We start from the raw sequence: 24,426 nt of genomic DNA, 5'->3' as shown, positions 1-24,426 counted from the left end.
CTCAGTGCTTGCCCATGATGGCGTCGATGGCCTCGATCGCGCCGAGGAATGAGAGGCCGGTATGGTAGCCGGGGTCGAGATCGGGCGTTGCCGGCACGAAATCGAGCGGCCCCTCGGCCGTGCGGGTCTGGTAGGCGACAGGCGGGTTGCCGCGCCAGTAATGGGCAAAGAACGCCTCATGCGCCGTCTTCCAGATGCGCAGCGTATCGGGCGAGCCGGTGCGGGCATGCATGAGGCCGGCGGCCCGGGTCGTCTCGGGCAGCGACCACCAGGGGCAGTTGGGGCTGAGCTTTTCGCCCGACAGCGAGACGGTCAGCCTCAGGCCGGGCGGATCGAAGCCCGCATTGAAGGAGGCGATGAGCGCGCGCTCCAGCGGGCCCGACAGGCCGGCTTCCGCGCCGCGCGGCAGGTATTCCATGGCAAAGCCGACGAATTCGATGGCATGCCCGACATTGGAGGTGCTGCCCCCCTCGAAATCGCGAATGAGATCGGTGGCGCGCGGCCCGTGCCCATCCCAGTGGCGATCAAGCACATGGGCGATGAAGCGATCGCCGAAGCGAGCCTCGGCCTCCAGCCCCAGCCGCCGCAGCAGCGAGGCAGCGCCCATCAGGATCATGCGCGGGCCATATTCGGGGTGCTGGCGATGCGCGGCTTCGGCCGAGAGCAATTGCTGCTCGTCCATGATGAAGCGCTTGTCCTCGATCGCGGCGATGAGATCGGCAAGGCGTGCGAGCCAGGGCGCTCGGCGCTCGGGCGCGTAGCGGCTGGCGGCGGCGATCAGCCCCTTGAGCACGAAGGCATCCGAATAGGTGAAGAACTCTGTACCCTTGGCCTGCGGCAGGGCCGTGCCATCGGACCCGCGATAGACCGGTTCGAGCCCCACATCATAGGTAAAGAACGCCCCGCCATGGCGGTCATGCAAATCAGCGAGGGCCTCGAACAGGGGCTGGGCCGCCGCGTCGAGCCGCTGGGCAAGCGCCGGATCTTCGGTCTCGAAAAACGCGGCATGGGTAACCAGCGCCTCGAGCCCGCGCCCCTGGATCCAGCCGTAAAGAATGTCCGGCCCGCGCCAGCCATCGGCTGCGGTGTAGTCCTTGAGCGTCACAGAATTCATCTTGGTGTTGAGATAAACCCCGTGCAGCGCCGGGCGGTCGAGCATCCAGCGGAGCGTAGCCGCATTGGCAGCCACATAGGCGGCGCGCGCCTCGGCGAGAAAATCGAGCGTGTCGCTCACGAGCAGGTCCTCCCGATCAGGCCTTTGAACGGCCCCTCAATTCGCGCACCGCGTCTGCGGCGGCCTCAGCCAGCGCCTCGGCCGAACCCGGCGCGAAGGTGGCCGGCTGGCCATAATAGCGGTGCGCATCATCCACCTCATAGCCACCAAAGGGAAATTCCGAGGCGGGCGGGATGTAGCCTGGATTGTCGTCGGCAAAGCCGATGACGATGGCGTCGGGATTGCCAATCAGCGCGCGCACCGTATGGGCGGTTTCGGCGAAGATTTCGCCGGGCAGGGCGACGATCTCGATATCGCCCCAGCGGAGTGCCGCGATTTCGACGTCGAGGCGACATGTTGCTAGATCATCCGGCAGGCCGCGCTCGGCCCAGGCGATCCAGCCCGACAGCAGCGCCTTGCGCGCCGCGTCCCCCGCCTCGGACTCGGCCCGCCAGCGTGCGGCGAGGGCGTCCATGGTCTCGGTTTCGCGCCGCGCAAAGCCCAGCGGCACGGTGCGGCGCGCGATGCTGGCGCCCGTGGCGGCGTGCAGGCCAAGAGGCGCGGCAAGCGCCTTTTCGGCGACGGCCGTACCGATGCGGTCGGCGGCGTCGAAGGTGCGGGTGTTGCTGGCCGAGAGCGTCCATGACGCATAGGCCGAGTGCCCGGTATTGGCATCGCCCGTGCAACCGGTGGCGAAGATCGCCATCGTGCCGGGCCGCGCCACCTCGATCCGCGCGCGGGTGACGCCGGGATAGTCGGCGGTCCAGAGGCGGTTGTCGGCGCCCAGCACCACCGGGTGGCAGGCATGGGCGACAAGCGTCGCGATCGGGCTGCCATCGGTGCCGGTGAAGCTCAGCACCGGCAGATGCGGATCGGTCAAGCCGCCCGGATGCCGGCGGTTCTTGGCGACGCCCGGATCGGCGCCGCTGCCAAAGCTCATGACCGCCGGTCGGCGGGCTGTCAGTGCGTCCGAGATGGCGCGGACCACGGCGTCTTCGAGCCTCTGCATATAGGCTGCATCGAGGCCGGGGATGAAGCGCCCCACCAGCGTCTGCGGCCCACCATGGGTGTGCAGCGCGGCAATCACGATGTTCTCGGCCGGCAGCGCGGCGCGCGCCTTCATCGCGCCGATGGTGGTGCGGTCGAGCCCCAGGACGTCGACGATGACCAGCGCCGTCTCCTCCACCACCAGCGCGCGGACGGTCAGCGCGTCGTGGGCGCCGGTGGCCGGTTCGGACCGGGCAGCAAAGCCGGCCATGGCCAGCCCTGCCGGCGGGGTGATGTCGACGAGCGCGGCGCCAACCCTCAGCGTGCTCATGCCGCAACGCCTCCCAGCAGCACCGTGTCGAGCCTCAGATCGCCATCGCCTTCGGACCAGTCGAAGCGGATGAGATCGGCCGGCGCGCCGATTTCGAGCCGCCCATAATCGCCGACGAGGCGGCCGGGATTGCGGGTGGCGAGCATGAGCGCTTCGGCCAGCGGAATGCTGGCCATCGTCGCGGCCCGCGCCACGCAGGCCTTGAGCGGCAGGGCCGCACCCGCAAGATAGGGCGTGCCCTTGAGAGACAGCCGTCCATCGGCAGAAAGCTCGACCGTGCCGCCGATCGGCTGGGCATAGGTGCCGGGCGGCAAGCCGCCGGGCGCCGCAACATCAGAGACGAGATACACCCGGTCCTGCCCTTTGGCGCGCAGCATCGCCTTGAAGGTCGCGGCCGGCAGATGGTGGCCGTCGGCGATCAGGCCGGCCATGGCGCGATCCTCGGACAACTGGGTCCAGATCAGATTAGGGTGACGGGGCAGGGTGGCTGCGGCGCCATTGCCCAGATGGGTCGAAAGCGTCGCGCCGGCATCAAAGGCCGCGGTGATTTCGTCCGGGCTCGCATGGGTGTGCCCGATGGCCACCAGCACGCCGCGCGCGACAAGGCCCTCAACCACCTCCGGCGTTAGGGGCCAGTGCGGCGAGAGAGTCACCTTGCGCACCAGGCCCTCGGCGGCCTCCTGCCAGCGATCGAACTCGGCAAGATCGGGTGCCCGCACATGCTGGCGCGGATGGGCGCCGCGCGCTCCATCCTCGGGCGAGAGCCAGGGGCCCTCGACATGAACGCCGGGGATCATCCGGATCAGTCTGGGGTCGGCCCGGCGCGCCGCGACGATGGCGCGCAGGCCGGCGATCAGCGAGGCTTCCGATGCGGTGATCAGCGTCGGCAGATAGCAGGTGACACCATCGGCTAGCATGGCATCGGAAAGCGCGACCACCGTTTCGGGCGTCAGCGCGCCGCTGTTGAGATCATGGCCGAGAAAGCCGTTGACCTGCAGGTCGACGAGCCCGGGCGCGAGGAACCCCCGGGCATCGGCCGGCCCCGGCGTGATGGCGGTGATGACCCCATCGGCATAGGTCACCGCCAGCGGCGCGCCGGTCGCCGGATCGCGGCCGGTGAGGGTGCCGCTCGTCACAGCTGGCGCACCCGGTGGCGGAAGCGTGCGAGGAAGCGGGCATTGGCCTCATCGCCGCCCGGCGCATTGCCCGAGCGCCACACCGGCGGCTCGATGCCGCGATCGAGCAGCTTGGCGACGGTGCGCAGCACCAGCGCATTGAGCGCAATCGCATTGGCGAAGGTCGAGCTGGCGCCGATCGGCTCGCCCATGCCGGGCAGCCGCATCAGCGCATCCCCGATCGGCACCTTGGTGTCGATGGCGATATCGACCACGTCATGCAGATTGTGCTTGGTCGGGTGCCGGGCCGGATGCTCGGGCTTGGTTTCGCTGGCATGGCGGCGCGACGAAACACCGATGACGAAGGCGCCGCGCCTCTTGGCTTCGAGGGCCGCATCGATGAGCGCGGCGTTGATGCCATAGGCGTTGACGAGGATGAGGAGGTCGTCGGGGCCCAGATCGCGGTCCGAGATCACCACCTTGCCATAGCCGGGGGTGCGCTCCATCGCCATCGAGCGCAGGGCACCCGAGGAGAGCAGCGTGCCTTCGTCGAGGATGGCCGAGACATGCATCAGCCCGCCGGCGCGGAAGAAGATTTCCTGGCTCGCGAGGTTGGAATGGCCGCCCGGGCCATAGACATGCACAAGCCGATCAGCGGCGATCTGGTCGGCGAGCTTGGCGGCCGCGGCATCGAGATTTGCCGCCTCCTCGGTGAGGATGGACTGCATGAGGGCCTGAACGCGGCCGAAATAGTCCATGCAGAGCGCGTCGGGATCGATCTCAGCCATGTGGGTTCGCGTCCTTGTCGAGATAGAGCTTGCAGTCGGGATGGGTGCGCAGGGCGCTTGCCGGGCAGGCGGTTTCGATGGGGCCGTGCAGCGTGCGGCTCACCGCATCGCGTTTGATGGCCCCCGGCACCACCGCGAACATCCGGTCCGAGCGCAGGAGGCGCGGGACGGTGAGGGTGATCGCTTCGGTGGGCACGGCGTCGAGCGCGGGGAAGCACTCTTCGTCCACCTGCTGCTGGCGGCAGGTTTCGTCGAGGGTTACGATCTTGACATCGAGCGGGTCTGAGAAGTCGGCCACTGGCGGATCGTTGAAGGCGATGTGCCCGTTGACCCCGATACCGAGGCAGACGATATCGATGGGCGCTTCGGCCAGAAGTGCTGCATAATCATGCGCCGTTGCCATGGGATCGGCGCCCGGTTCGATGAGATGGGCGGCACCGATGGGCACGCGGCCGAGGAAGTGGCGCACGAGCCAGGGGCCGAAGGCGGCGGGGTGCTGCAGGTCGAGCCCGACATACTCGTCCATGTGGAAGGCAATGACCCGGCTCCAGTCGATGCCGGGTGCTGCGGCCAGCGCGGCAAGCATGTCGGCCTGGCTTGGAGCCGACGCAAAAATCATGCGGACCAGGGACTTATGGGCAAGCAGGGTGCGCAGGTGATCGGCAATGTCCCGGGCGGCGGCTGCCCCCATGGCGGCGCGATCGGGATAGGTTTCGTGGCGGAAGCCGGGGGAGCGATCGGCGGCCCGTTCGGGCGCGGTGGCGATCTTCATGCAACACCTCCTTGCGGCGTTGTTCGGAGATTGTCGTGCAACCGGTTGCCTCGCAGAAGCAGCCCGTGGCACAAGATGGAGCATCGATGTTGCGCAGCGCGCGCCGAAGCGGCAGCATCGCGCAGCAGCGCAGGGCAGGGGGATAGAGGGTGATCAAGAGGCGGGCGACCATCAGCCAGGTGGCGAGCGAAGCGGGCGTTGCGCGCTCCACCGTTTCGAGGGCCTTTACCCGTCCCGATCGGCTGTCGCCCGAGACGGTCGAGCGCGTGCTGGCAGTGGCCGACCGGCTGGGCTACCAGCCCAACCCGGTGGCGCAGGCGCTCTCCACCGGTCAGTCCAAGAATATCGGGCTCATCGTTCCCGATGTCGCCAATCCGTTCTTTCCGCCGCTGATCCGGGCGGCGCAGCGCAAGGCCGAGGATTTCGGCTATTGCGTCTTTCTGGGGGATTCCGATGAGAAGCCCGAGCGCGAGGACCAGCTGGTCGATCGCTTCACCCACCAGGTGGCGGGGCTGATCCTCGTCTCCTCGCGGTTGGCCGAGGCGCAGATCCGCGAGCATGCGCGGCGCCGGCCGCTGGTGCTGATCAACCAGGACGTGCCCGAGATGCTGCGCGTGCTGATCAATTCCGGCGCCGGGGTGACGCAGGCCGTCGCGCATCTGGCCGAACTCGGGCACCGGCATATCTGCTACGTCTCTGGCCCGACGACGAGCTGGGCCAACCGGCAGCGCCGGGCCGCCGTCAAGCTGGCGGCCAAGCAGCACGGCGTGACGGTCAGCGCGGTTTCGGCCCACAAATCGACCCATGAGATCGGCCGGGCCTCGGCCCAGGCGGTGCTCGGCACCGGGGCGAGCGCGGCGCTGGCGTTCGACGACCTGCTGGCTCAGGGCCTGCTCGCCGGCCTGCGGGACGCCGGGGTGAGCGTTCCGTCCGAATTCAGCGTCATCGGCTGCGACGACGTGCTGGGTGCAACCACCTATCCGCCGCTGACCACGGTATCGAACCGCTGCATCGAGGTCGCGGAGATCGCCGTGACGCTGCTGATGGACGCGCTGGGCAGCCGCGGCTCGACCGATGTGCGCCATGTGCTCGACACCCACCTCGTCATCCGCGAGACGACCGCCGCGCCGGGCCGACCGGTGCCCGCCAAGGCCGCGCGCCGCAAGGGCGGGGCGGCCGGCAACGAGCAGCCCTGACAGCGATGGGGAAAGGCCGGAAAGCATGGCGAGCCGGCCTCAGTCCTTGAGGCCGGTGGAGGCGATGCCTTTGACGAAGTTTCGCCGAAGGAAGACAAAGAAGATGATCGAGGGGATCAAAACCACGGCCGATGCGGCGCTGAGGCGCCCCAGATCGACCGTATAGCCGGTCTGGAAGAGCGCCAGCCCGATCTCGACGGTGTAGCTTTCGCGCGTCGTGGTGACGATCATCGGCCAGGCAAAGACCGTCCAGCTCTGGAAAAAGGCGAGCACGCCCAGGGCGCCGAGCGCCGAGCGCAGCAGCGGCAGCACGACCTTCAAAAAGATCCACCACTCGCCAGCGCCATCGATGCGCGCGGCCTCGAGCAACTCGTCGGGGATGGTCTGGATGACGTTCTGGCGGATGAGGAAGATGCCGAAGCTCATTACCAGATAGCCGACCAAGAGGCCCCAGACCGAGTTCAGAAGCCCCAGTCCCTGCACCTGGAAATAGAGCGGGATCATATAGACTTCGAACGGCACGATGGCGGTTGCCAGCATCACCGCGAAGATCACGGTCATGATCTTGGAGGGGAATTTCGCGAGGATGTAGCCGGTGATCGCCGAGGTGGCGAGGATCGACAGCGTCGAGAGCACCGAGAAGACGAGGCTGTTGAAAATCCAGCGCATCAGCGGGGTATCGCTGAGCACGGCGCGGAAATTCTCGAGCGTCGGCTGGATCGGAATGAGGGTCGGCGGCCAGGCCAGCAGTTCGGCCGGGCTCTTGAAGGCGTTGGCGACCAGCAGGATCAGCGGCAGCACCATCACGCAGGAGAAGGCGACGAGCACGACGTCGATCAGGAGATCGGTGGCGCTGCGGCGGGCCTTGTGAGCCCGTGCGGCCTCCCGCGTGGCGAGGGGCGCGGCGGCGTCCTTGTCCATGGTTGTCATCTCCGACCCTTTTCGCGCAAGAGACCGAACTGGATGAGGGTGAGGCTGAGCACGATGACGAGCAGCACCACCGCCTCGGAGGCGGCATAGCCGACCCGGTAGTTGCGGAAGGAATTCTCGATCATGTCGAGAACCAGCACACGGACCTGCCGGCCCGGCGCGCCCTGGCTATCCGAAGCGAGAACGAGGGCCTGGGCATAGACGTTGAAGGCGGAAATCAGCGTCACCACAGAGACATAGAGGGTGATCGGCTTCAGCATCGGCACGGCGACATGCCAGAAGGCCTGCCGGCCGGTGGCGCCATCGAGCTTGGCCGCCTCGAACACGCTTTCGGGCAGCGAGCGGAAGCCCACGATGTAGATCAGGACCGCGTAGCCGAGCGCTTGCCAGGAGCACAGGATGATGATGCAGACGATCGACCAGACGGGATCGAAAAGCCAGGCCTGAGCGGGAATGCCGAAGACGCCGAGCAGGGCGTTGAGGGGCCCGAGCTGCGCGTCGAAAATCCACTTCCACGCCATGGCGGCGGGCACGAGCGACACGATGTGCGGCACGAAGATGGCGCTCTCGTTGAAGGGCCCGAAGCGCGATCCCGTACGGTGATGGATGAGAGCGGCCAGAACGAGGGCCAGCGGAATGGTGACGATGAGAACGCCGAAAGCGATGATCGAAGTGTTCAGCAGGGCTTCGCGGAACAGCCGGTCACCCATCAGTTCCTGGAAATTCGCGAGCCCGATGAAGGGCTTGTTGCGCGACAGGATATCCCATTTGTGGAGGCTGAGGCGCAGCGTCTCGACGATGGGGAAGAGCCGGACCCAGGCGAAGATCGCGAGGGTGGGCAATATGGCCAGTGCGGCGAATAACCAGAGGCGGCGGTGCAGCATCGGCGCTCCTTGAGCTTTTGCCGGGGGTGTGCGGATCCCCGGTTGCGAGCCGTGCCGGGGCGGCGAACCGCCCCGGCGTTGCAGGTCCCGGGAGGGAGACCGGCTTACTGGGCCAGAAGGCCTTCGCGCTCGAGGATCGAGTTGGTCTCGGCGGCGGCTTCGGCAAGGAAGGCATCGATGGCGGCATCGTCGCCGGCGAGCGAGGCATTGCCGAAGGCTTCGACGAGGCGGGCGGCGAGGCGGGTCAGCACTTCTTCGATCGGCCCGATGGCGGGCAGGGTGAAGAAGACATAGTCCTCGGGCACGTTGAGGAAGCCCGAGAAGCCCGGCTTGGCGTCGGTCACCGGCGAATAGTCGACATTGACGCGGTTGGGGAGCCAGCCGACATTGTCGAGCAGCCAGATGAGGTTTTCCGGCTCGTTGGTGGCGAGCGCGAACTTCCAGGCGGCCTCGGCCTCGGCGCCATCGGCGCTGACATAGAGCTGTGCCGGCAGGGCGATCGAGCCGGTCGGCAGGGGCGCGGTGGCATAGGGCAGGTCGGGAGCCTTGGCGGCGATGTCGCCCACCACCCACGACTCGCGGATGAACATGGCGGTCTGCTCGCGCTCGAACGCCTCGGCATCGGCCGGGAGTTCGGGCGTTACGGTCTTGAGCGTATGGACGTTTTCGAGATACTGGCCGAGCGCCTTGCGGCCGGCTTCATTGGCGAAATCGGCTTTCCACTTGCCGTCTTCGACTTCGGTCAGCAGCGCCCCGCCGTACTGGTGCAGGTTGATCCAGAACTTTTCAGCAATGCCCTGGCCGCCGCCCGAAAGCCGCATGCTCCAGCCCGAGCGGGTGGGGTTGCCATTGGCGTCGCGGACGGTGAGCTTTTCGGCGTAGTCGGTGAATTCTTCCATCGTCGCCGGGGGGGCGGTGAGGCCGGCGGCTTCGAACATCTCGGTGTTGTAGAACAGGGCGCCCTGGCCGCGGAACAGCGGCACGCCATAGACTTCGCCCTGATAGCTCGCCTGGTCGATGAAGAACTCGTTGAAGTTGCCATCGGCGCGCACGAAGGCCTCGATGTCATCGGGGGCGGGCGGCAGGAGCTCGTTCTCGATGTAGCGGGCGGCGGTGGAGCCGGGCATTTCGAGCACGAGGGCGCCCGAGGAACCGGAGGTGAGGCCGAGCGCGATGCGGCGCTCGTGCTCGCGCAGCGGGATGGCTTCGACGCGGACTTCGAGGCCGGGGTTCTCGGCCTTAAGCCCTTCTGCGACATGGGTATAGAACGGCGCCAGCTCCGGATAGCCGCTCCACACCGTGATGGTCTGGGCCATGGCGCCCGAGGCCGTGGCGAGGAGCGCGGCCGTGACGAGGCCGGAGACGGCCCCGGCAGGTGCGGCGCGGCGAAGCGCGTGGGTGAATGCGGCGTAAGTGGTCATGCTGTTCCCCTTTTCCCTTGAGGTCCGCGATGGGTCCCTGAAGGCGAGGTTTGCATGCAACCGGTTGCGCGTCAAGCGCCAGACAGAGCGTGTGCGGGCCTGTGGAAAGGCCTCCAGCCCTGTGGTTTTCCCGCTCCATCACACGCAGCACCGTGTTTGTACGTGAATAACACGGTGTGGCCGTACCGGATGATCCAAAAGCGTTCGGCAATGGAGCGAATTCCGAGAAACCGGTTGCACAACCTTTCGGCAGGATGCCGCAATGGTTGCCAAATGCAGCGGCGGGCGTCAGGGTCGGGACATCTGGGCGCGAACGGGGACATCTTCCGGCATGATCAGCAAATGGCGTTGGCTCATGCTGCAATTGACCCGCCAGCTCTGGGTGCGCGCATCGCTGTTTGCGGTGCTGGGGGTGATCACGGCGCTGCTCGCCATGGTGGTGGAGCGCTTCATCCCCTGGGAGCTGCCGAGCGACCTGGGTTCGGATGCCGTCGACAGCATCCTCAATATCCTGGCCACCAGCATGCTCTCGGTCACCACCTTCTCGCTTTCGGTGATGGTCTCCGCCTATAGCGCCGCCACCAGCAGCGTGACGCCGCGGGCGACACGGCTCCTGATGCAGGATTCCACGACCCAGAACGCGCTCGCCACCTTCATGGGCTCGTTCCTCTTCAGCCTCGTGGGCATCATCACGCTCTCGACCGGGGCCTATGGCGAGCGGGGCCGGGTGGTGCTGTTCGTGGTGACCATCCTCGTCATCGCGCTTATCGTCGTGACCATGCTGCGCTGGATCGACCATCTGTCGCGGCTGGGGCGGGTGGGGGAGACGACCGACCAGGTGGAAGAAGTGGCCGCAGAGGCCATCGCCGAGCGGCTCAGGCATCCGGCGCTGGGGGCGCGGCCGGCCGATGCGGCAACGACGCTGGTTTCCGGAACGACGCTTAGCGCCGATCGCGTCGGCTATGTGCAATATGTCGACATGGCCGCCCTCGAGGCTGCCGCCGAAGCCGGCAAGGGCGAGGTGATGGTGCTCGCCATGCCGGGCATCTTCGTGCACTCGGGCAAGCCGCTCGCCCGCTTCACCGGGGAGTGCGATCCCGAAACGCTGCGCAAGGCCTTCTCAATCGGCACGGCGCGTTCTTTCGATCAGGACCCGCGCTTCGGGGTGGTCGTGCTGGCCGAGATCGCGGCCCGGGCGCTTTCGCCGGCGGTCAACGATCCCGGTACCGCCATCGACGTGATCGGGCGCATGGTCCGGGTGCTCGAGCCCCTCGCCCTCCCGCCCGAGGCGGAGGAGCCAGGCTGCGCCCGCGTCCACGGGCCGGCGCTTTCGATCGATGACCTCTTCGATGATGGCTTCGGCATCATCGCACGCGACGGCGCCGGGGCGCTCGAGGTGCAGATCCGCCTGCAAAAGGCGCTGCAGGCGCTGGCCGAGGCGGGGGACGGGCGGCTGTCGTCCGCCGCGCGCCGGCATGCCGAACTCGCTTTGGCCCGGGCCGAGGCGGCGCTGAGCTTTGCGCCCGACAGGGAGGCGCTGCGCCATCTGGCGCGCCAATGATTCTCAATCGCGAAACCGGAACCAGTGTCGGCCGCGGCAAGTTGTGGAGGCAGCCGAAACACATACGCCGGAGAAGCAACATGGCTCAGGACAAAACTCTCGACGACCTCTTTCTCGATACGCTCAAAGACATCTACTACGCCGAAAAGCAGATCCTGAAGACGCTGCCCAAGATGGCCAAGGCCGCGCAGTCGCCGCAGCTCAAGGCCGGCTTCGAGCAGCATCAGGACGAGACCGAGACGCATGTGGAGCGCCTCGAGCAGGTGTTCGAGATGCTCGGCAAGCCGGCCCGCGGCAAGACCTGCGATGCGATCCTCGGCATCATCGAGGAAGGCAAGTCGATCATGGAAGAGTTCAAGGGCACCTCGGCGCTCGATGCCGGGCTGGTCTCTGCCGCCCAGGCGGTGGAGCATTACGAGATGGCGCGCTACGGCACGCTGCGCACCTGGGCCCAGCAGCTGGGCATGAACGATGCCGCCAAGCTGCTCGCCCAGACGCTGTCCGAAGAAGAAGCCACCGACAAGAAGCTCAGCGGTCTTGCCACCGCCGAGGTCAACAAGAAGGCCGCCTGACCCGGCCGGGCCGGAGGGTGGGCCAAGGCCCGCCCTCGGCTCATCGCGAAAACCGCACCGGAGAAATGATGCGGAAAGATACCAACCTGGCCGAAGCCATCAGGCGTACGGCCTATTTTCTTTGGGAACAGGATGGCCGGCCGGAAGGCCGGGAAGTGGACTATTGGGTGCGGGCCAAGGAGGCCCATCTGCGCCAGATCGCCTATGATGCCTGGTTGGCCGAAGGCGCGCCTGCCGAGACGCCCGCCGAAGACTTCTGGCGCAAGGCGGAAGCCGTGATCGCCCCCATCGAGGCCGATACGTCCCCCGACGAGGAGGAGGCGCCCGGCCACTGAGCCGGGCTGCCCGAAGACGGTGTTTGCGAGCCGAAGCGCTATGTCCTTCGGCTCGAAACGCTGCGGGACCTGAGGCAGGTCACCGTTTCCGAAGATGACAGGGACGAGACCCTGCTGCCTCAGACGGCCCATTCGCCCTTGCGGAAGACGGGCGTAGCGCTGCCATCGGCGGCGATGCCGTCGATGTCGATCTCGCCCGACCCGATCATCCAGTCGATATGGATGAGGCTCTGGTTGCCGCCCTGCGATTTGATCTGCTCGGGCGAGAGATTGGCGCCATCGACGAAGCACTTCGAGTAGCACTGGCCGAGCGCGATGTGGCAGGCGGCGTTTTCATCGAACAGCGTGTTGAAGAACAAAAGCCCGCTTTTCGAGATCGGCGAGGAGTGGGGCACGAGCGCCACTTCGCCCAGCCGGCGGGCGCCCTCATCGGTATCGAGCACCTTTTGCAGCACGGCCTCGCCCTTGGAGGCCTTGGCCTCGACGATGCGGCCGCCCTCGAAGCGCACCGCGATATCGGTGATCAGCGTACCCTGATGCGAGAGCGGCTTGGTGGAGCGGACATGGCCATCCACCCGCAGCGCATGGGGGGTGGTGAACACCTCCTCGGACGGGATGTTGGGGTTGCAGGTGATGCCGTTCTTGGCGGTGGAGGCGCCGCCATGCCACTGATGGCCATCGGCGAGCCCGACGGTGAGATCGGTGCCCGGGCCGGAAAAGCGCAGGCTGGCAAAGCGCTTGTCGTTGAGCCAGGCGGTGCGGGTGTGCAGCGCATCGTTATGGGCCTGCCAGGCGCCGATGGGGTCGGCCTCGTTGACGCGGCTCGCTGCGAAGATCGCCTCGGCAAGCTTTGCGATCGCTTCATCCTCCGGCAGATCGGGGAACATCTGCCGCGCCCAGGCGGGGTTGGGATAGGACACGATGGTCCAGTTGATGTCGAAATTGACGATGCGCTCCATGGCCGGCTTGTAGGCGATGGAATTGGCGCGGTTGGCACGCGCCACCTTCTGGGGGTCTTCGTTGGCCAGCATCATCGGGTTGTCGCCCGAAATCGCGAGGCGGGCGGCATTGTTGCCGAAGGCCTTGGCCATGCCCTCATAGAGCCAGCCGGTGGCCTTGTCGAAGCTCTCCTCGGGCGCGTGGCGATAGCGGGCGAGGGTGGTTTCCTCATCCGAATAGAGCGTGGTGACGATGCCGGCACCCGCCTTGTAGGCATGTTCGGTGATGCGGCGCACGAGCGGCAGGGCCGCCATCGGCGCGGTCATCACCAGATCCTGCCCCTTTTCCAGCCGCAGCCCGACCTTGACCGCCACTTCGGCGAGCGTATCGAGCTTGGCGGGGTCGACGAGAGATGCGGGCATGACACAATCCTGAGCTTTGGCAATCACTAAGACAAATTCATAGCGTCTCGCGCAAAGCCCTGCCAGAGGGTTGAGCCGGGCGCGCAATTGCGGCTAGACCTTGTGAATGAATGGGAGCGGCACCATGGCTGAGCGGATGATACCGGTGATCCTGGCAGGCGGGCAGGGCACGCGGCTCTGGCCGATGTCGCGGGCGGCGCGGCCCAAGCAGTTCCTGCCGCTGACCGGCGAGCGCTCGCTGTTCCAGGAGACGCTGGCGCGCGTCTCCGATCCTGCGCGCTACGGGCCGGCCATCATCGTCACCAATGCCGATTATCGCTTCCTCGTGGCCGAACAGGCCCAGGAGGTGGGCGCGGCGCTGGCCGGCGTGCTGCTCGAGCCGGTGGCGCGCAACACCACGGCGGCGATCGCGGCGGCGGCCTTCCATGCCATCCGCACCATCGTGCCCGATGCGCTGCTGCATGTGCTCCCCTCCGACCATGCGGTTATGACCGACGAGAATTACTGGGCAACGCTCGAGATCGCCCGCAAGGCGGCGGTGAGCGGCAGGCTCGTGACCTTCGGGATCACCCCGACGGGGCCCGAGACCGGCTATGGCTATATCGAGGCCGGCACAGAGGCGGCTCCGGGGCTCTGCGCGGTGGCGCGGTTCGTGGAAAAGCCCGATCGCGAGCGGGCCGAGGCGATGCTGGCCAAGGGCGGCTATTACTGGAATTCGGGCATGTTCCTTTTAGGCGCGCGGGCCTTTCTCGAGGAATGCGCGGCCCTCTCGCCCGAAAGCCATGCGGCCGCCGAGGCGGCGGTGCGGGATGCGCGGGTCGACCTCGATTTCGTGCGGCTCGACGAAGCCGGCTTTGCCGGGGCGCCCAACATTTCGGTCGACTACGCGATCTTTGAAAAGACCGCGAAGGTGTCGCTGGTGCCGGTGGCCTATTCCTGGTCGGACCTGGGCAGCTGGGATGCGGTGTGGAAGGTTTCGGACAAGGATGGCGCGGGCAATGTGGCGTGGGGGCCCGCGACGCTGAGCGACACGCGCAACTCCCTCATCGTCAGCGAAAAGGCCCATGTCGCGGTGGACGGCATGGAGGATATCGCGGTGATCGCGTCGGAAGATGCGGTCTATATCGGCCGGCTCTCGGCCGCGCAGCGGGTGGGGCCGATGGTCAAGGCGCTGAAGGCGCGGCCCGAGACGGCGGGGCTGACGGAAATCCACCGCACCGCCTACCGGCCCTGGGGCGGCTATTCTTCGGTGCTGTCGGGGCAGCGCTTCCAGGTGAAGCGGCTCTTCGTCAAGCCGGGCAAGCGGCTCTCGCTGCAAAAGCACTTCCACCGCTCCGAGCATTGGGTTGTGGTCTCGGGCACGGCCGAGGTGACGGTGGGCGAGACCACGACCATGCTGGGCGAGAACCAGTCGATCTATATTCCGCAGGGCGAGGTGCACCGGTTGGCCAATCCGGGGCGCATCCTGCTCGAACTGATCGAGGTGCAGACCGGCTCCTATCTCGGGGAAGACGACATCGTGCGCATCGCCGACGAGTTCGGCCGGGCCTGACCGCGGTGGAGCCGGGCGGGCGGCATCGTGCTTGCCTGTAGTGGTATGGTGTGCTAGAAGACTATATCACCAAGACGGATGCCATGACCGGGTTCGACGACAGCCAGCCGATCTTCCTGCAGATCCGGGACCGCCTCTCCGCCATGATCCTTTCGGGCGGAGTGGGGGAAGGCGAGGCGCTGCCATCGGTGCGGGCCATCGCCGCCGACCTTTCGGTCAACCCCCTGACCGTGACGCGGGCCTATGAGCGGCTGGTCGATCTGGGGGTGGTCGAGACGCGGCGCGGGCTGGGCATGTTCGTGGCCCATGGCGCGCGGGTGCGGCTTCTGGCCCATGAGCGCGAGAAATTCCTCGCCGAAGAGTGGCCCCGCATCCGCGCCCGCATGAAGACCCTGCAACTCGACCCCGCCGACCTCCTTTCCCGGGACGATCCGAAATGACCGCTGCCGCCGAGCCCATCGTCACCGTCAGGGGACTGAAAAAGCGCTTCGGGCGCACCGAGATCCTGCACGGGCTCGATTTCGACATTCCATCGGGCCGGATCTACGGGCTCGTGGGCCATAATGGCGCGGGCAAGACCACGACGCTCAATGCCATCCTCGGCCTCACCGATTATGAGGGCGAGGTGAAGGTGCTCGGGCGCGATCCCTATCGCAACCGCGCCAGGCTGATGGAAGATGTCGCCTTCATCTCAGACGTGGCGAGCCTGCCGCGTTTCCTCAAGGTCTCCGAAGTGCTCGATCTCGTGGAGGGCATTCACCCCAAATTCTCGCGCCAGCGGGCGATGGGGTTTCTCGAGGGCACCGATGTCAAGCCGCGCGCCAAGGTCGGCAATCTCTCCAAGGGCATGATCGCGCAGCTGCATCTGGCGGTGGTGATGGCGATCGATGCGCGGCTTCTGGTGCTCGACGAGCCGACGCTGGGGCTCGACATCACCTATCGCAAGCGCTTCTACCGACGGCTGATCGAAGACTACATGACCGAGAACAGGACGCTGCTCATCACCACCCATCAGGTGGACGAGATCGAGTTCATGCTCTCCGACATCATCTTCATCCGCGATGGGGCGATCGTGCTCAACCGGCCGATGGAACAGGTGGCCCAGACCTATGCGCAACTGGTGATCGCCGATGGCGACAGGGCACCGGCGGCCCGCGCATTGGGGCCAATCTATGAGGAAACGCGCTTTGGCCAGACGGTGATGGTGTTCGAAGGCCGCCCACGCGGCCAGCTTTCGGGCTTCGGCGCCCTCTCCACGCCCACCCTCAGCGACCTCTTCGTGGCGCTGATGGAACGCCCGAGCGGAGCGAGATCATGAAGACGACGCTGGCGCTGATGAAGCGCGAATATCTCGAACATCGCGGCGCGTTTCTCTATGCGCCGCTGATCATTCTCGTGCTGTTCGGGCTCTCGGTAGCCGGGTCACTGTTCACCGATCGCGTCGACATGGCCGTGAGCGTGGGCGCGCCGACGCTGGGCAAGATGTTCGAGGTCGGGCTTGTGGTGATGGGCGGGCTTTGGTGGGCCTATCTCATGGCGGCGCTGTTCTTTTATTTCGCCGACAGTTTTTCGGCCGACAGCCGCGGCAATTCCATGCTGTTCTGGAAGTCGATGCCGGTCTCGGACCTGCGCGTGCTCGCAACCAAGGCGCTCTCGGGTGCGCTGCTGTTCCCGGCCATCATCTTCGCCTTTGCGCTTGCCTCGGCCACGCTGCTCTATCTGGCGGTGACGGTCGGGGCGGTGCGCCTGCCGACGCTGGCGCCGCCGCTGCCGGCCGATGCGCTGAGCGCGCTCGCCAATGTCGGCGCGCTTGCGCTGGGCTATCTCGGGCTGTCGCTGCTCTGGTATGCGCCCTTCTATGCCTGGGTCGGCATGCTCTCGACGGTGTTCCGCCGCTGGTCGATGCCGCTGGCTTTCCTCATTCCCGGCATTGTCGGGATCATGGAAAACCTTCTCCTTTATGGCTCCGGTGGCCCGGATGGCGGCTATATCCTGTCGTTCCTGCGCAGCCGCTTCCAGTTCGGCTTCGAGCGCGGTGAGATGCAGGGGGCGCTGTTTTCCGACACCCCCATCTCCGCCCCCGCTCTGCTTTCAAGCCTTGTCGAGACCATCGACTGGACGCAGATGGGGATCGGACTTGTGGTGGCGCTCGGTTTCATCGTCGCGGCCAGCGAGTATCGGCGGCGCGTGCTCGACAAATAGGGTTTTAAAAGCCCCGGCCGGCGTTTTCGGCCATATAGGCCTCCTCCTCGGGCGTCGATGTCCGCCCAAGGGGAGCGTTGCGGAAGGGGTAGCGGCCGAAGCGGGCGATGGCGGCCTGGTGCTTGCGCTCGTAGTCGAGCGTGTCCGGATTGCCCAGCGCCGTGTAGAGGCGCAGCGCCTCGTCGTGGATCGCCAGCGATTCCGAGTGCATGTAGGGCAGATAGACGAACATGCGCCGCTCATCGGGCAACGCCCTGTCGAGCCCCTGCGCCACCATTTCCTGCGCCAATGTCAGCGCCATCGGGTCCTGTGCATAGGCGCGCGGATCGTTGCGAAAAAGCTGGCGCGAGAACTGGTCGAGCACGATGATTTCGGCGAGCCGGCCATCGGCCGTCTGTCGCCACTGCCACGCCTCGCCCCTGGCGATGCCGGCATGGGCCTCGCCGAATTTTTCGGCGATCAGCGCATCGAAGGCCGGTCCGCCGCCGAACCAGTCCGACTGCCCGTGCTCGGAAAACCAGAAGGTGAGGACGGCATCGGGCCTGATCATCGTGGATGTCTCCATTTGGGCGCAAGGGTAGGGCGTTTTGCCTTTGGGCGAAACCCGGAGGAGCGGGCCGGGGTTGCGCAACCGGCGGCGGCCCCCGGCGCGGTCCGGGGGTTGCAAAAATCGGGGCTTCCGCTTCCCGAGCAAAAACACTAGCGTCCGGCTCATGAATTTTGCCAGCGACAACTGGGCCGGTGCAAGTCCGGCCGTGATGGCGGCGCTCCAGCGCAACGCCGATGGTTTTGCCCCGGCCTATGGGTCGGATGCGCTGTCTCGCGGCGTCGTCAGCCGGTTCGAGGCGCTGTTCGAAACCAGCCTCGAAGTGGCGTTCACCGGCACCGGCACGGCAGCCAATGTGGTGAGCCTTTCCGCGGCCGCGCGGCCCTCGGGGGCGATCCTCTCGAGCCTTTGCGCCCATATCCATGTCGATGAATGGGGCGCGGCCGAATTCCATACCGGGGGCATGAAGATCGTGCCGCTGCCCACCCGCTTCGGGCGCATCGCGCCCAAGGGGCTGATCCAGAAGCTCGAAGAGCTGCCCGAGACCGGCCGCTTCGGGCGCCCCACCGTGCTGTCGCTGACCCAGGCGACCGAGATGGGCACGCTCTATTCGCTCGATGCGCTTGCCGAACTCTCGGACATCGCGCACCGGCGCGGGCTCGTGGTGCAGATGGATGGCGCGCGCTTTGCCAATGCGCTGGTGTCGCTGGGCTGCACGCCGGCGGAAATGACCTGGAAGGCGGGGATCGACATCCTATCGTTCGGGGGCACCAAGAATGGCTGCTGGGCGGCCGAGGCGATCCTCTGCTTCAAGCCCGACCGGTTTCCGGACCTCAAGCTGCTGCGGGCGCGGGCCGGGCACCTGTTCTCGAAATCGCGCTTCGTGGCGGCTCAGTTCGAGGGCTATCTCGAAGCCGATCTCTGGCTGGCCAATGCCCGGCACGCCAACGCCATGGCGCAAAGGCTTGCCGATGGCATCGCCCAGAGCGGGGCGGGGCAACTGGGCTGGGATGTCGAGGCCAACGAGGTCTTCGCGGTGTTCAGCGACAAGACGCTGGCCCGGCTGCGCGAGGCGGGCGCGCAGTTCTATGCCTGGCCGGTGGATGCCGGCATGGGCGATCTGCGCCTGTCGCAAGGCGAAAAGCTCGTGCGGCTGGTGACGAGCTTTGCCACCAGCGAAGCGGAGGTCGACCAGTTTCTCGACCTCCTGCCGGACGAACGCGCCGGCCTCGCCGCTATGCTCTCGCCACCAATCTGACGCGGTTCTGCGCCGGATCGCGCGCTTCGAAGCCGCCATCGATGGGCGTGACCGTGACCCCGATGGCCGAGAGCCGGTCGCGCATGGCTGCGAGCGTTTCGGCATCGGGCACAACGATGGTGAAGTGCCTGAGGCCTGCCGCGCCCGCGGGTGCCGGGCGGGCATTGGGCCCGGCCCAGATGTTGAAGGCGATGGCGTGCGGCATGTAGTCGAGCGTCACATCGCCCATGCCCCACTCGGCCATGATGAAGAGCCCGCCAAAGCCCAGCCCGTCGCGATAAAAGCGCAGGGCGGCGTAAAGATCGGTGACATGCACATGCACATGCCCGATGCGCGTGCCCTGCGGCATGCGCGACGGGATGGGGCCCTGGCCCAGTTCGGCCAGAAGCCCGCGCAGGTCGATGGGCTCGCGACCCGAATGCGGGCGACCATCGGTGGCGATGGCATAGGCGCCTTCCTCGGGGCCGCCGGGCCTGCCGCGCCACGGGGTTTCGAAGGTGATCTCGATGCCGTTGCCATCGGCATCCCAGAGATAGATCGCCTCGCTGACGAGGTGGTCGGTGGGCGAAATCCGCACGCGGCGCTCGAGCGCCCGGGCGGCCATGGCGGCAAGATCGCGCCGGGTCGGCACGTGGATGGCGACGTGGTAGAGCCCGGTGGTGTTGGGCACCACGGGCCGGACCGCATCGCGCACGAGCTCGATGAGCACGGCCTCGCCGATCCCGAGCGAGAGGGTGTCGGCGGTCTCTGCCAGCACATCGAGGCCGACGACATCGCGCCAGATTGCCAAGGCGCGATCGGTGTCGGTGATGCCGATACGCACCGGACCGAGCGTGGTGGTGACAGGCAGGATGGGCGCGCTGCGCACGGCAGCCTGCGATTCGACGGCGAACATGGCACCCTCCGGGTGGGACTGGAACTGACAGCCATGTAAGTGGCAAACGGTCGTTCGACCATCGGCAACGGACCGACCGCTGCGTTCGTTATTTCATGACCCCGGCCGGAACTTGCCAGCCCGGCCATCATTCCCCTTGCACGGCAAAAAGACTGCAAGGAGGCATGGCATGGAGCTCGAAGGCAGGATCGCGATGGTGACGGGCGCAGGCTCGGGCCTCGGCGAAGCCACGGCGCTGAAGCTGGCGGAGGAGGGCGCCGACGTCGTTCTCGTCAGCCGCAGCCGCGACGAGCTCGAAACGGTTGCCGCCGGGATCGAGGCCATGGGCCGCCTGGCGATGATCGCAGATTGCGACATCTCCGACGACAAAGCCATGAAGGCGCTGTTTTCGAAGGTGCGGGAGCGCTTCGGCCGGCTCGACATCCTCTTTGCCAATGCCGGGGTCAACGGGGTCTGGGCGCCCATCGAGGAGCTCAAGCCAGAGGAATGGGACAAGACCATCGCGGTCAATCTGCGCGGGACCTATCTTTCGATCCACTACGCCGTGCCGCTGATGAAGGCCAATGGCGGGGCGATCGTCATCACCTCATCGATCAACGGCACGCGCACGTTCACGACGGCCGGCGCGAGCGCCTATTCGACCACCAAGGCCGGTCAACTGGCGCTGGGCCAGATGCTGGCCCTCGAGCTGGCCGAGCACCGCATCCGGGTGAACGTGGTGTGCCCCGGGGCGATCGAGAGCGAGATCGACGAGAACACCGAGCGGCGCAACACCGAGGATGCCGAGGTTCCGGCCGAATTCCCTGAAGGCGACATTCCGCTGACCAAGGGCAAGCCCGGCGCTTCGGAGGATGTGGCGGACCTCGTCGCCTTCCTCGTCTCGGATCGCGCCAAGCACATCACCGGGACGCCGGTGTGGATCGACGGAGCGCAATCGCTGCTCGTCTGACGCGCGCGGCACAAAGGAGACTGACGATGGATTTTCTCGGACCCTATTTCTGGCTTTTCGCCGTGCTCGGCGGGGCCATCATCCTCGGGCTTGCCATGGCCTTCGGCATGCGCCGCTCGGCCCATGCCACCCCGCGCGAAAAGGCCGTGACCGAAGCGGCGACGCGCGCCGACTACGCCAAAGAAGACGCCGAGCGGCCCGACTGAGGGCTCAGCGGACGAGCTCGGGGTCGATCAGCGCGCCCTTGTGGCCGATGACGATGCCGGCGACCCGATGGGCGGCCCTCGCCGCATCCTCGGGGCTCGCGCCCGCAATGCGCGCCGAGAGATAGGCGGCGTTGAAGGAATCCCCCGCCGCCGTCGCGTCGACGATGCGCTCGGGCCGCGTCGCCGGGACGAGCACCGAACTGCCTCCGCCAACGACCAACGCGGGCTCCGCCCCGTTCTTGACCACGACTTCATCGACCCCGATGTCGCGATAGCGTTGCGCCGTGGCCTCGGGATCGGCGTCCCCGAAGATCGGCTTTTCGTCCGAATGGGTGGGCAGCACCACGTCCGCGATGGTCGCGGCGGCGGTCAGCGTCGAGGCCATGATGGCCTGCGAGGTCCAGAGCGCGGGGCGCACATTGGGGTCGAAGGCGACGCGGGCGCCGGCATCGCGGGCCGCGACGATCGCCTTCATCAGCCGGCCGCGGGCGCGCGGGTGGAGAATGGCCAGCGTGATGCCGGAGAAATAGACCATGTCGGCCCCGGCCAGCGCCGCCTCGAGCGCCGAGCGGTCCTCGGCCATCATGCGGGCGGCGGCCTGGCCGCGCCAATAGGTGAAATGGCGATCCCCATCCTGCTGGTGGATCATGTAGAGGCCCGGCCGGCGCCCCGGAATGGTCTGGATGTGGCTGGTGCCGATGCCCGCCCCATCCATGAAGGCGCGCATCTGGGCCGAGTAGAGGTCATCGCCCAGCGCCGTGACGTAATCGACCTGCCAGCCCTCGGGCAGCAGCGCCTTCATGTACCAGGCGGTGTTGAAGGTATCGCCGGCAAAGCCGAGACGGTAGCTGCGGTCTTCCCCGCCGCTCATCTCGATCATCGCCTCGCCGATGCTTACCAGCCGCTTGGTCATGCTCTGCCTCCTGAAGGTGGACAGCGATATAGGACGGCGATAAACCCGCTGGCAATCGTCGCGGCCGGTGCGCCGCGGGTTCTTTGAGCGGGAGAGAGGGTATGACCAGACTGTCCGAGGTCGCATTGGCCGGGCTGCCGAACGCGGTGGAGCGTCCCGCCTATGTGCGCAGCGCGGTGACGCCGGGCATCGTGCATCTGGGCATCGGGGCCTTTCACCGCGCCCATATGGCCGCCTATGTCGACAGCCTTCTGGGCGCGGACCCGAGCTGGGGCATCATCGGTGCCTCGCTGCGCCGCCCCGATACCCGCGATGCGCTGGCCCCGCAGGATTTTCTCTATACCCTCGCGGTGCGCGACGCCTCGGGCACGCGCTGCCGCATCATCGGGTCGCTGCTCGATGTCATCGACGCCAATGCCGATCGCGAAGGGCTTCTGGCCCGTATGGCCGATCCCCAGACGCGCATCGTCTCGCTCACGGTGACCGAGAAGGGCTATTGCCACGATCCGGCGACCGGCGCGCTCGACCAGAACCATCCCGATATCCGCCACGACCTCGGCGATCCGGCCAACCCGGTGAGCGCGCCGGGCATGCTGGTGGAGGCGCTGGCGCGGCGCAAGGCGGCGGGTATCGCCCCCTTCACCGTGATGAGCTGCGACAACCTGCCGGCCAATGGCCGCACGGTGCGCCGCATTCTCATCGCTCTTGCCCGCCTGCGCGATCCGGCGCTTGCCGACTGGCTTGAGGCGGGGCTTGCCTGTCCCTCGACCATGGTGGACCGCATCGTGCCGGCCACGACCGATGCCGACCGGGCCGAGATTTCCGGGCTGACCGGGCGCGAGGATGGCTGGCCGATCGTCACCGAACCCTTCACCCAATGGGTGATCGAGGACCATTTCCCGCTCGGGCGTCCGGCCCTCGAGACGGTGGGGGCGCAGCTGGTCGAGGATGTCGAGCCCTTCGAGCTGATGAAGCTCAGAATGCTCAATGGCAGCCATTCGAGCATCGCTTATCTCGGCTATCTCGCCGGCTATCAGCATGTAAGCGAAGCCATCGCCGATCCGGGGATCGCAAGGCTGATCCACGGGTTGATGACCGAAGAGGTCATGGCGACGCTGCCGATGCCGCGCGCCGATCTCGAGGCCTATCGCGATGCGCTGCTGCAGCGCTTCGCCAATCCCGCGCTCAAGCACCGCACCTGGCAGATCGCCATGGACGGCACCCAGAAGCTGCCGCAGCGGCTTTTGGGCACCATTGCCGACCGGCTGGCCGAGGGCCTGCCCGTGACGCGTGCCGCGCTCGGGGTGGCCGGCTGGATGCGCTATGTCACCGGCATCGATGAAAAGGGCGCGCCCATCGACGTGCGCGACCCCCATGCGGCGCGCCTCCGTTCGATCGCCGACGCCGCCGGCCGCGACGCCACGCGCCTCGCCGACGGGCTCTTTGCGCTGGAGGAGGTGTTCGGCACCGAGCTGCCGCAGCACAAGGGCTTCCGCGAGACGGTCACACGTCATCTCGACAGCCTCTTCGCCGTGGGTGCGGCCGAGACGGTGCGGAAGGTGGCGGGCTGAGGGATCAGCAGGGCAGGGCACGGACGTGCCCTTGCGCTGCGTAATTCAGGATCGCGTCGTCGCGCGTCACGAGGGTCAGATCCAACTCTCGTGCCGTTGCGATCATGATCCGGTCGGCCGGATCGTTGTGCGGCTTGCCCGGCAGGAAGGACGCCTGCGTCAGAATGGCCGGGCTGAGGTCGGCCAGCCCGATCTCGGGCCGGTCGAGCAGTCGCTCGAACCAGGCCAGGGGCGGGATTGGCGAGGCCAGCCGCCCCTTGGCGATCAGCATCCCGCGTTCCCATGCCGAAAACGGCGAGACCATCACGGGCACACCCTCGACATAGGACTGGTCGACTGCCGCCAGGGCCTGCTCGGAGAGCGGCTCGCCTTCGACGAGCCAGATCAGCGCGCAGGTGTCGAGCAGCAGCCTAGTCATAGACATTGCCCCATTCGCTATCGGCGGGCTTGGTCAGATCGACGCCGGGCATGACGATCGTCGTGCCCTTCAGGCAGCCATGAAGCGGGCTGCGGCCGCTGCGCGGGGATGTTGCCTGTGATGGAGCCGATGCCGCCGGTGCCTTGGCCGATACGGCAGAGAACACCACGTTTTCGTTGGCGACATCGACCTGCTCGGTGCGGTAGCCCGCCTTGAGCCAGGCCTTCGTCATCACGTTGTTGGAGGGATTGTTGCTCCACCATGCCGGGTATCGTTTGGACGACGGCAGAGGGAACCCCAGGACCTGCTCGATCTCCGCAAAAGTGAGCTTGAGCCGGCGCGGCGCGGCGTTGGCGAGAAACGCTGTCAGGGGCGTGTATTTCGACATGGCGGCCTCCCGGCGCGAGACAATCTGCACTGAACATCGGCGGTGCAAGCTGTCATGTCAA

26 protein-coding genes are annotated in these 24,426 nt (G+C 66.9%); 12 read left to right on the top strand and 14 right to left on the bottom strand.

From position 1 onward, the window contains the following. Position 1: 1 nt before the first annotated feature. The 5 genes from BT183_RS17355 to BT183_RS17335 are packed head-to-tail and all read right to left on the bottom strand — an operon-like array spanning position 2 to position 5,206. The gene (locus BT183_RS17355) at positions 2-1,234 is read right to left on the bottom strand and encodes an AGE family epimerase/isomerase (RefSeq protein ID WP_072345824.1); all 1,233 of its coding nucleotides are present in this window, start codon (positions 1,232-1,234) and stop codon (positions 2-4) included. 16 nt (positions 1,235-1,250) lie between these two features. Further along, positions 1,251-2,531, bottom strand: a complete 1,281-nt coding sequence (locus tag BT183_RS17350; protein WP_072345822.1) for a neutral/alkaline non-lysosomal ceramidase N-terminal domain-containing protein — start codon at positions 2,529-2,531, stop codon at positions 1,251-1,253. Next, the gene (locus BT183_RS17345; protein WP_072345820.1) at positions 2,528-3,667 is read right to left on the bottom strand and encodes an N-acetylglucosamine-6-phosphate deacetylase; all 1,140 of its coding nucleotides are present in this window, start codon (positions 3,665-3,667) and stop codon (positions 2,528-2,530) included. The genes BT183_RS17350 and BT183_RS17345 overlap by 4 nt, the downstream gene beginning before the upstream one ends. Next, entirely contained in the window at positions 3,664-4,434 is a 771-nt protein-coding gene (locus BT183_RS17340; protein ID WP_072345818.1) for a sugar isomerase domain-containing protein, read from the bottom strand. Before BT183_RS17340 ends, BT183_RS17345 begins: the two co-directional genes overlap by 4 nt. Further along, positions 4,427-5,206 carry a 6-phosphogluconolactonase gene (locus BT183_RS17335; RefSeq protein WP_244545375.1) on the bottom strand — a complete coding sequence of 260 codons (780 nt, stop codon included), beginning with the start codon at positions 5,204-5,206 and terminating at the stop codon, positions 4,427-4,429. The genes BT183_RS17340 and BT183_RS17335 overlap by 8 nt, the downstream gene beginning before the upstream one ends. Before the next feature lie 149 nt (positions 5,207-5,355). Here BT183_RS17335 and BT183_RS17330 point away from each other — a divergent pair, with 149 nt between their 5' ends. Next, on the top strand, positions 5,356-6,402 hold the full coding sequence (locus tag BT183_RS17330) for a LacI family DNA-binding transcriptional regulator (RefSeq protein WP_072345816.1): 1,047 nt from the start codon (positions 5,356-5,358) through the stop codon (positions 6,400-6,402). 39 nt (positions 6,403-6,441) lie between these two features. Here BT183_RS17330 and BT183_RS17325 read toward each other — a convergent pair whose 3' ends face one another. The 3 genes from BT183_RS17325 to BT183_RS17315 form a co-directional block, all read right to left on the bottom strand. After that, positions 6,442-7,332 (bottom strand): carbohydrate ABC transporter permease, encoded by an 891-nt coding sequence (locus tag BT183_RS17325; RefSeq protein WP_084603632.1) that lies wholly within the window; start codon positions 7,330-7,332, stop codon positions 6,442-6,444. Further along, positions 7,329-8,216, bottom strand: coding sequence for a carbohydrate ABC transporter permease (locus BT183_RS17320; protein WP_072345814.1), 888 nt, complete (start codon positions 8,214-8,216; stop codon positions 7,329-7,331). Before BT183_RS17320 ends, BT183_RS17325 begins: the two co-directional genes overlap by 4 nt. A gap of 104 nt (positions 8,217-8,320) precedes the next feature. After that, positions 8,321-9,637: an extracellular solute-binding protein gene (locus BT183_RS17315; RefSeq protein ID WP_072345812.1), complete on the bottom strand. Its 1,317-nt coding sequence runs from the start codon at positions 9,635-9,637 to the stop codon at positions 8,321-8,323. Between the two features lie 331 nt (positions 9,638-9,968). Here BT183_RS17315 and BT183_RS17310 point away from each other — a divergent pair, with 331 nt between their 5' ends. The 3 genes from BT183_RS17310 (at position 9,969) to BT183_RS17300 (ending at position 12,105) form a co-directional block, all read left to right on the top strand. Further along, complete coding sequence (locus tag BT183_RS17310; RefSeq protein ID WP_072345810.1) at positions 9,969-11,198, top strand: DUF2254 domain-containing protein; 1,230 nt, start codon at positions 9,969-9,971, stop codon at positions 11,196-11,198. Positions 11,199-11,278: 80 nt separating this feature from the next. Further along, on the top strand, positions 11,279-11,770 hold the full coding sequence (locus BT183_RS17305) for a YciE/YciF ferroxidase family protein (protein ID WP_072345808.1): 492 nt from the start codon (positions 11,279-11,281) through the stop codon (positions 11,768-11,770). 68 nt (positions 11,771-11,838) lie between these two features. Beyond that, entirely contained in the window at positions 11,839-12,105 is a 267-nt protein-coding gene (locus tag BT183_RS17300; protein WP_177282605.1) for a DUF2934 domain-containing protein, read from the top strand. Positions 12,106-12,224: 119 nt separating this feature from the next. Here BT183_RS17300 and BT183_RS17295 read toward each other — a convergent pair whose 3' ends face one another. Continuing rightward, positions 12,225-13,466: an aminopeptidase gene (locus BT183_RS17295; RefSeq protein ID WP_072345804.1), complete on the bottom strand. Its 1,242-nt coding sequence runs from the start codon at positions 13,464-13,466 to the stop codon at positions 12,225-12,227. A 124-nt stretch (positions 13,467-13,590) separates the two neighbouring features. Here BT183_RS17295 and BT183_RS17290 point away from each other — a divergent pair, with 124 nt between their 5' ends. The 4 genes from BT183_RS17290 (at position 13,591) to BT183_RS17275 (ending at position 17,220) form a co-directional block, all read left to right on the top strand. Continuing rightward, positions 13,591-15,018: a mannose-1-phosphate guanylyltransferase/mannose-6-phosphate isomerase gene (locus tag BT183_RS17290; RefSeq protein WP_072346356.1), complete on the top strand. Its 1,428-nt coding sequence runs from the start codon at positions 13,591-13,593 to the stop codon at positions 15,016-15,018. Positions 15,019-15,101: 83 nt separating this feature from the next. Continuing rightward, positions 15,102-15,458, top strand: coding sequence for a GntR family transcriptional regulator (locus BT183_RS17285; RefSeq protein WP_072346354.1), 357 nt, complete (start codon positions 15,102-15,104; stop codon positions 15,456-15,458). Beyond that, positions 15,455-16,336, top strand: coding sequence for an ABC transporter ATP-binding protein (locus BT183_RS17280; protein ID WP_072345803.1), 882 nt, complete (start codon positions 15,455-15,457; stop codon positions 16,334-16,336). The genes BT183_RS17285 and BT183_RS17280 overlap by 4 nt, the downstream gene beginning before the upstream one ends. Further along, positions 16,333-17,220 (top strand): hypothetical protein, encoded by an 888-nt coding sequence (locus tag BT183_RS17275; RefSeq protein WP_072345801.1) that lies wholly within the window; start codon positions 16,333-16,335, stop codon positions 17,218-17,220. The genes BT183_RS17280 and BT183_RS17275 overlap by 4 nt, the downstream gene beginning before the upstream one ends. Positions 17,221-17,224: 4 nt before the next feature. On the opposite strand, the gene BT183_RS17270 is transcribed toward BT183_RS17275, so the two are convergent. Next, positions 17,225-17,770 carry a DUF924 family protein gene (locus BT183_RS17270; RefSeq protein ID WP_072346352.1) on the bottom strand — a complete coding sequence of 182 codons (546 nt, stop codon included), beginning with the start codon at positions 17,768-17,770 and terminating at the stop codon, positions 17,225-17,227. Positions 17,771-17,933: 163 nt separating this feature from the next. On the opposite strand from BT183_RS17270, the gene BT183_RS17265 reads away from it, so the two are divergent. Further along, a complete protein-coding gene (locus tag BT183_RS17265) occupies positions 17,934-19,025 on the top strand; it encodes a threonine aldolase family protein (RefSeq protein WP_072345799.1) in 1,092 nt (363 codons plus the stop codon). Here the strand turns inward: BT183_RS17265 and BT183_RS17260 are convergent. After that, positions 19,003-19,920 carry a VOC family protein gene (locus BT183_RS17260; RefSeq protein WP_072345797.1) on the bottom strand — a complete coding sequence of 306 codons (918 nt, stop codon included), beginning with the start codon at positions 19,918-19,920 and terminating at the stop codon, positions 19,003-19,005. The genes BT183_RS17265 and BT183_RS17260 overlap by 23 nt on opposite strands. Before the next feature lie 169 nt (positions 19,921-20,089). Here BT183_RS17260 and BT183_RS17255 point away from each other — a divergent pair, with 169 nt between their 5' ends. Together BT183_RS17255 and BT183_RS17250 are read left to right on the top strand one after the other, a co-directional pair. Continuing rightward, positions 20,090-20,869 (top strand): SDR family oxidoreductase, encoded by a 780-nt coding sequence (locus BT183_RS17255; RefSeq protein ID WP_072345795.1) that lies wholly within the window; start codon positions 20,090-20,092, stop codon positions 20,867-20,869. Between the two features lie 26 nt (positions 20,870-20,895). Continuing rightward, positions 20,896-21,075 carry a hypothetical protein gene (locus tag BT183_RS17250; RefSeq protein WP_072345793.1) on the top strand — a complete coding sequence of 60 codons (180 nt, stop codon included), beginning with the start codon at positions 20,896-20,898 and terminating at the stop codon, positions 21,073-21,075. A 4-nt stretch (positions 21,076-21,079) separates the two neighbouring features. On the opposite strand, the gene BT183_RS17245 is transcribed toward BT183_RS17250, so the two are convergent. After that, the gene (locus BT183_RS17245) at positions 21,080-21,988 is read right to left on the bottom strand and encodes a sugar kinase (protein WP_072345791.1); all 909 of its coding nucleotides are present in this window, start codon (positions 21,986-21,988) and stop codon (positions 21,080-21,082) included. Positions 21,989-22,089: 101 nt separating this feature from the next. Between BT183_RS17245 and BT183_RS17240 the strand changes: the two genes are divergently transcribed. Beyond that, the gene (locus BT183_RS17240) at positions 22,090-23,559 is read left to right on the top strand and encodes a mannitol dehydrogenase family protein (RefSeq protein ID WP_072345789.1); all 1,470 of its coding nucleotides are present in this window, start codon (positions 22,090-22,092) and stop codon (positions 23,557-23,559) included. Between the two features lie 4 nt (positions 23,560-23,563). Here BT183_RS17240 and BT183_RS17235 read toward each other — a convergent pair whose 3' ends face one another. Further along, entirely contained in the window at positions 23,564-23,977 is a 414-nt protein-coding gene (locus BT183_RS17235; RefSeq protein WP_244545374.1) for a type II toxin-antitoxin system VapC family toxin, read from the bottom strand. After that, positions 23,970-24,365, bottom strand: a complete 396-nt coding sequence (locus tag BT183_RS17230; RefSeq protein WP_072345785.1) for a DUF7662 domain-containing protein — start codon at positions 24,363-24,365, stop codon at positions 23,970-23,972. The genes BT183_RS17235 and BT183_RS17230 overlap by 8 nt, the downstream gene beginning before the upstream one ends. Positions 24,366-24,426 lie beyond the last annotated feature (61 nt).

The organism is Devosia enhydra (assembly GCF_900119845.1).
Lineage (GTDB): Bacteria > Pseudomonadota > Alphaproteobacteria > Rhizobiales > Devosiaceae > FPKU01.
The sequence above is the reverse complement of the archived record's forward strand: the minus strand, read 5'-3'. Positions and strand labels throughout refer to the sequence as shown.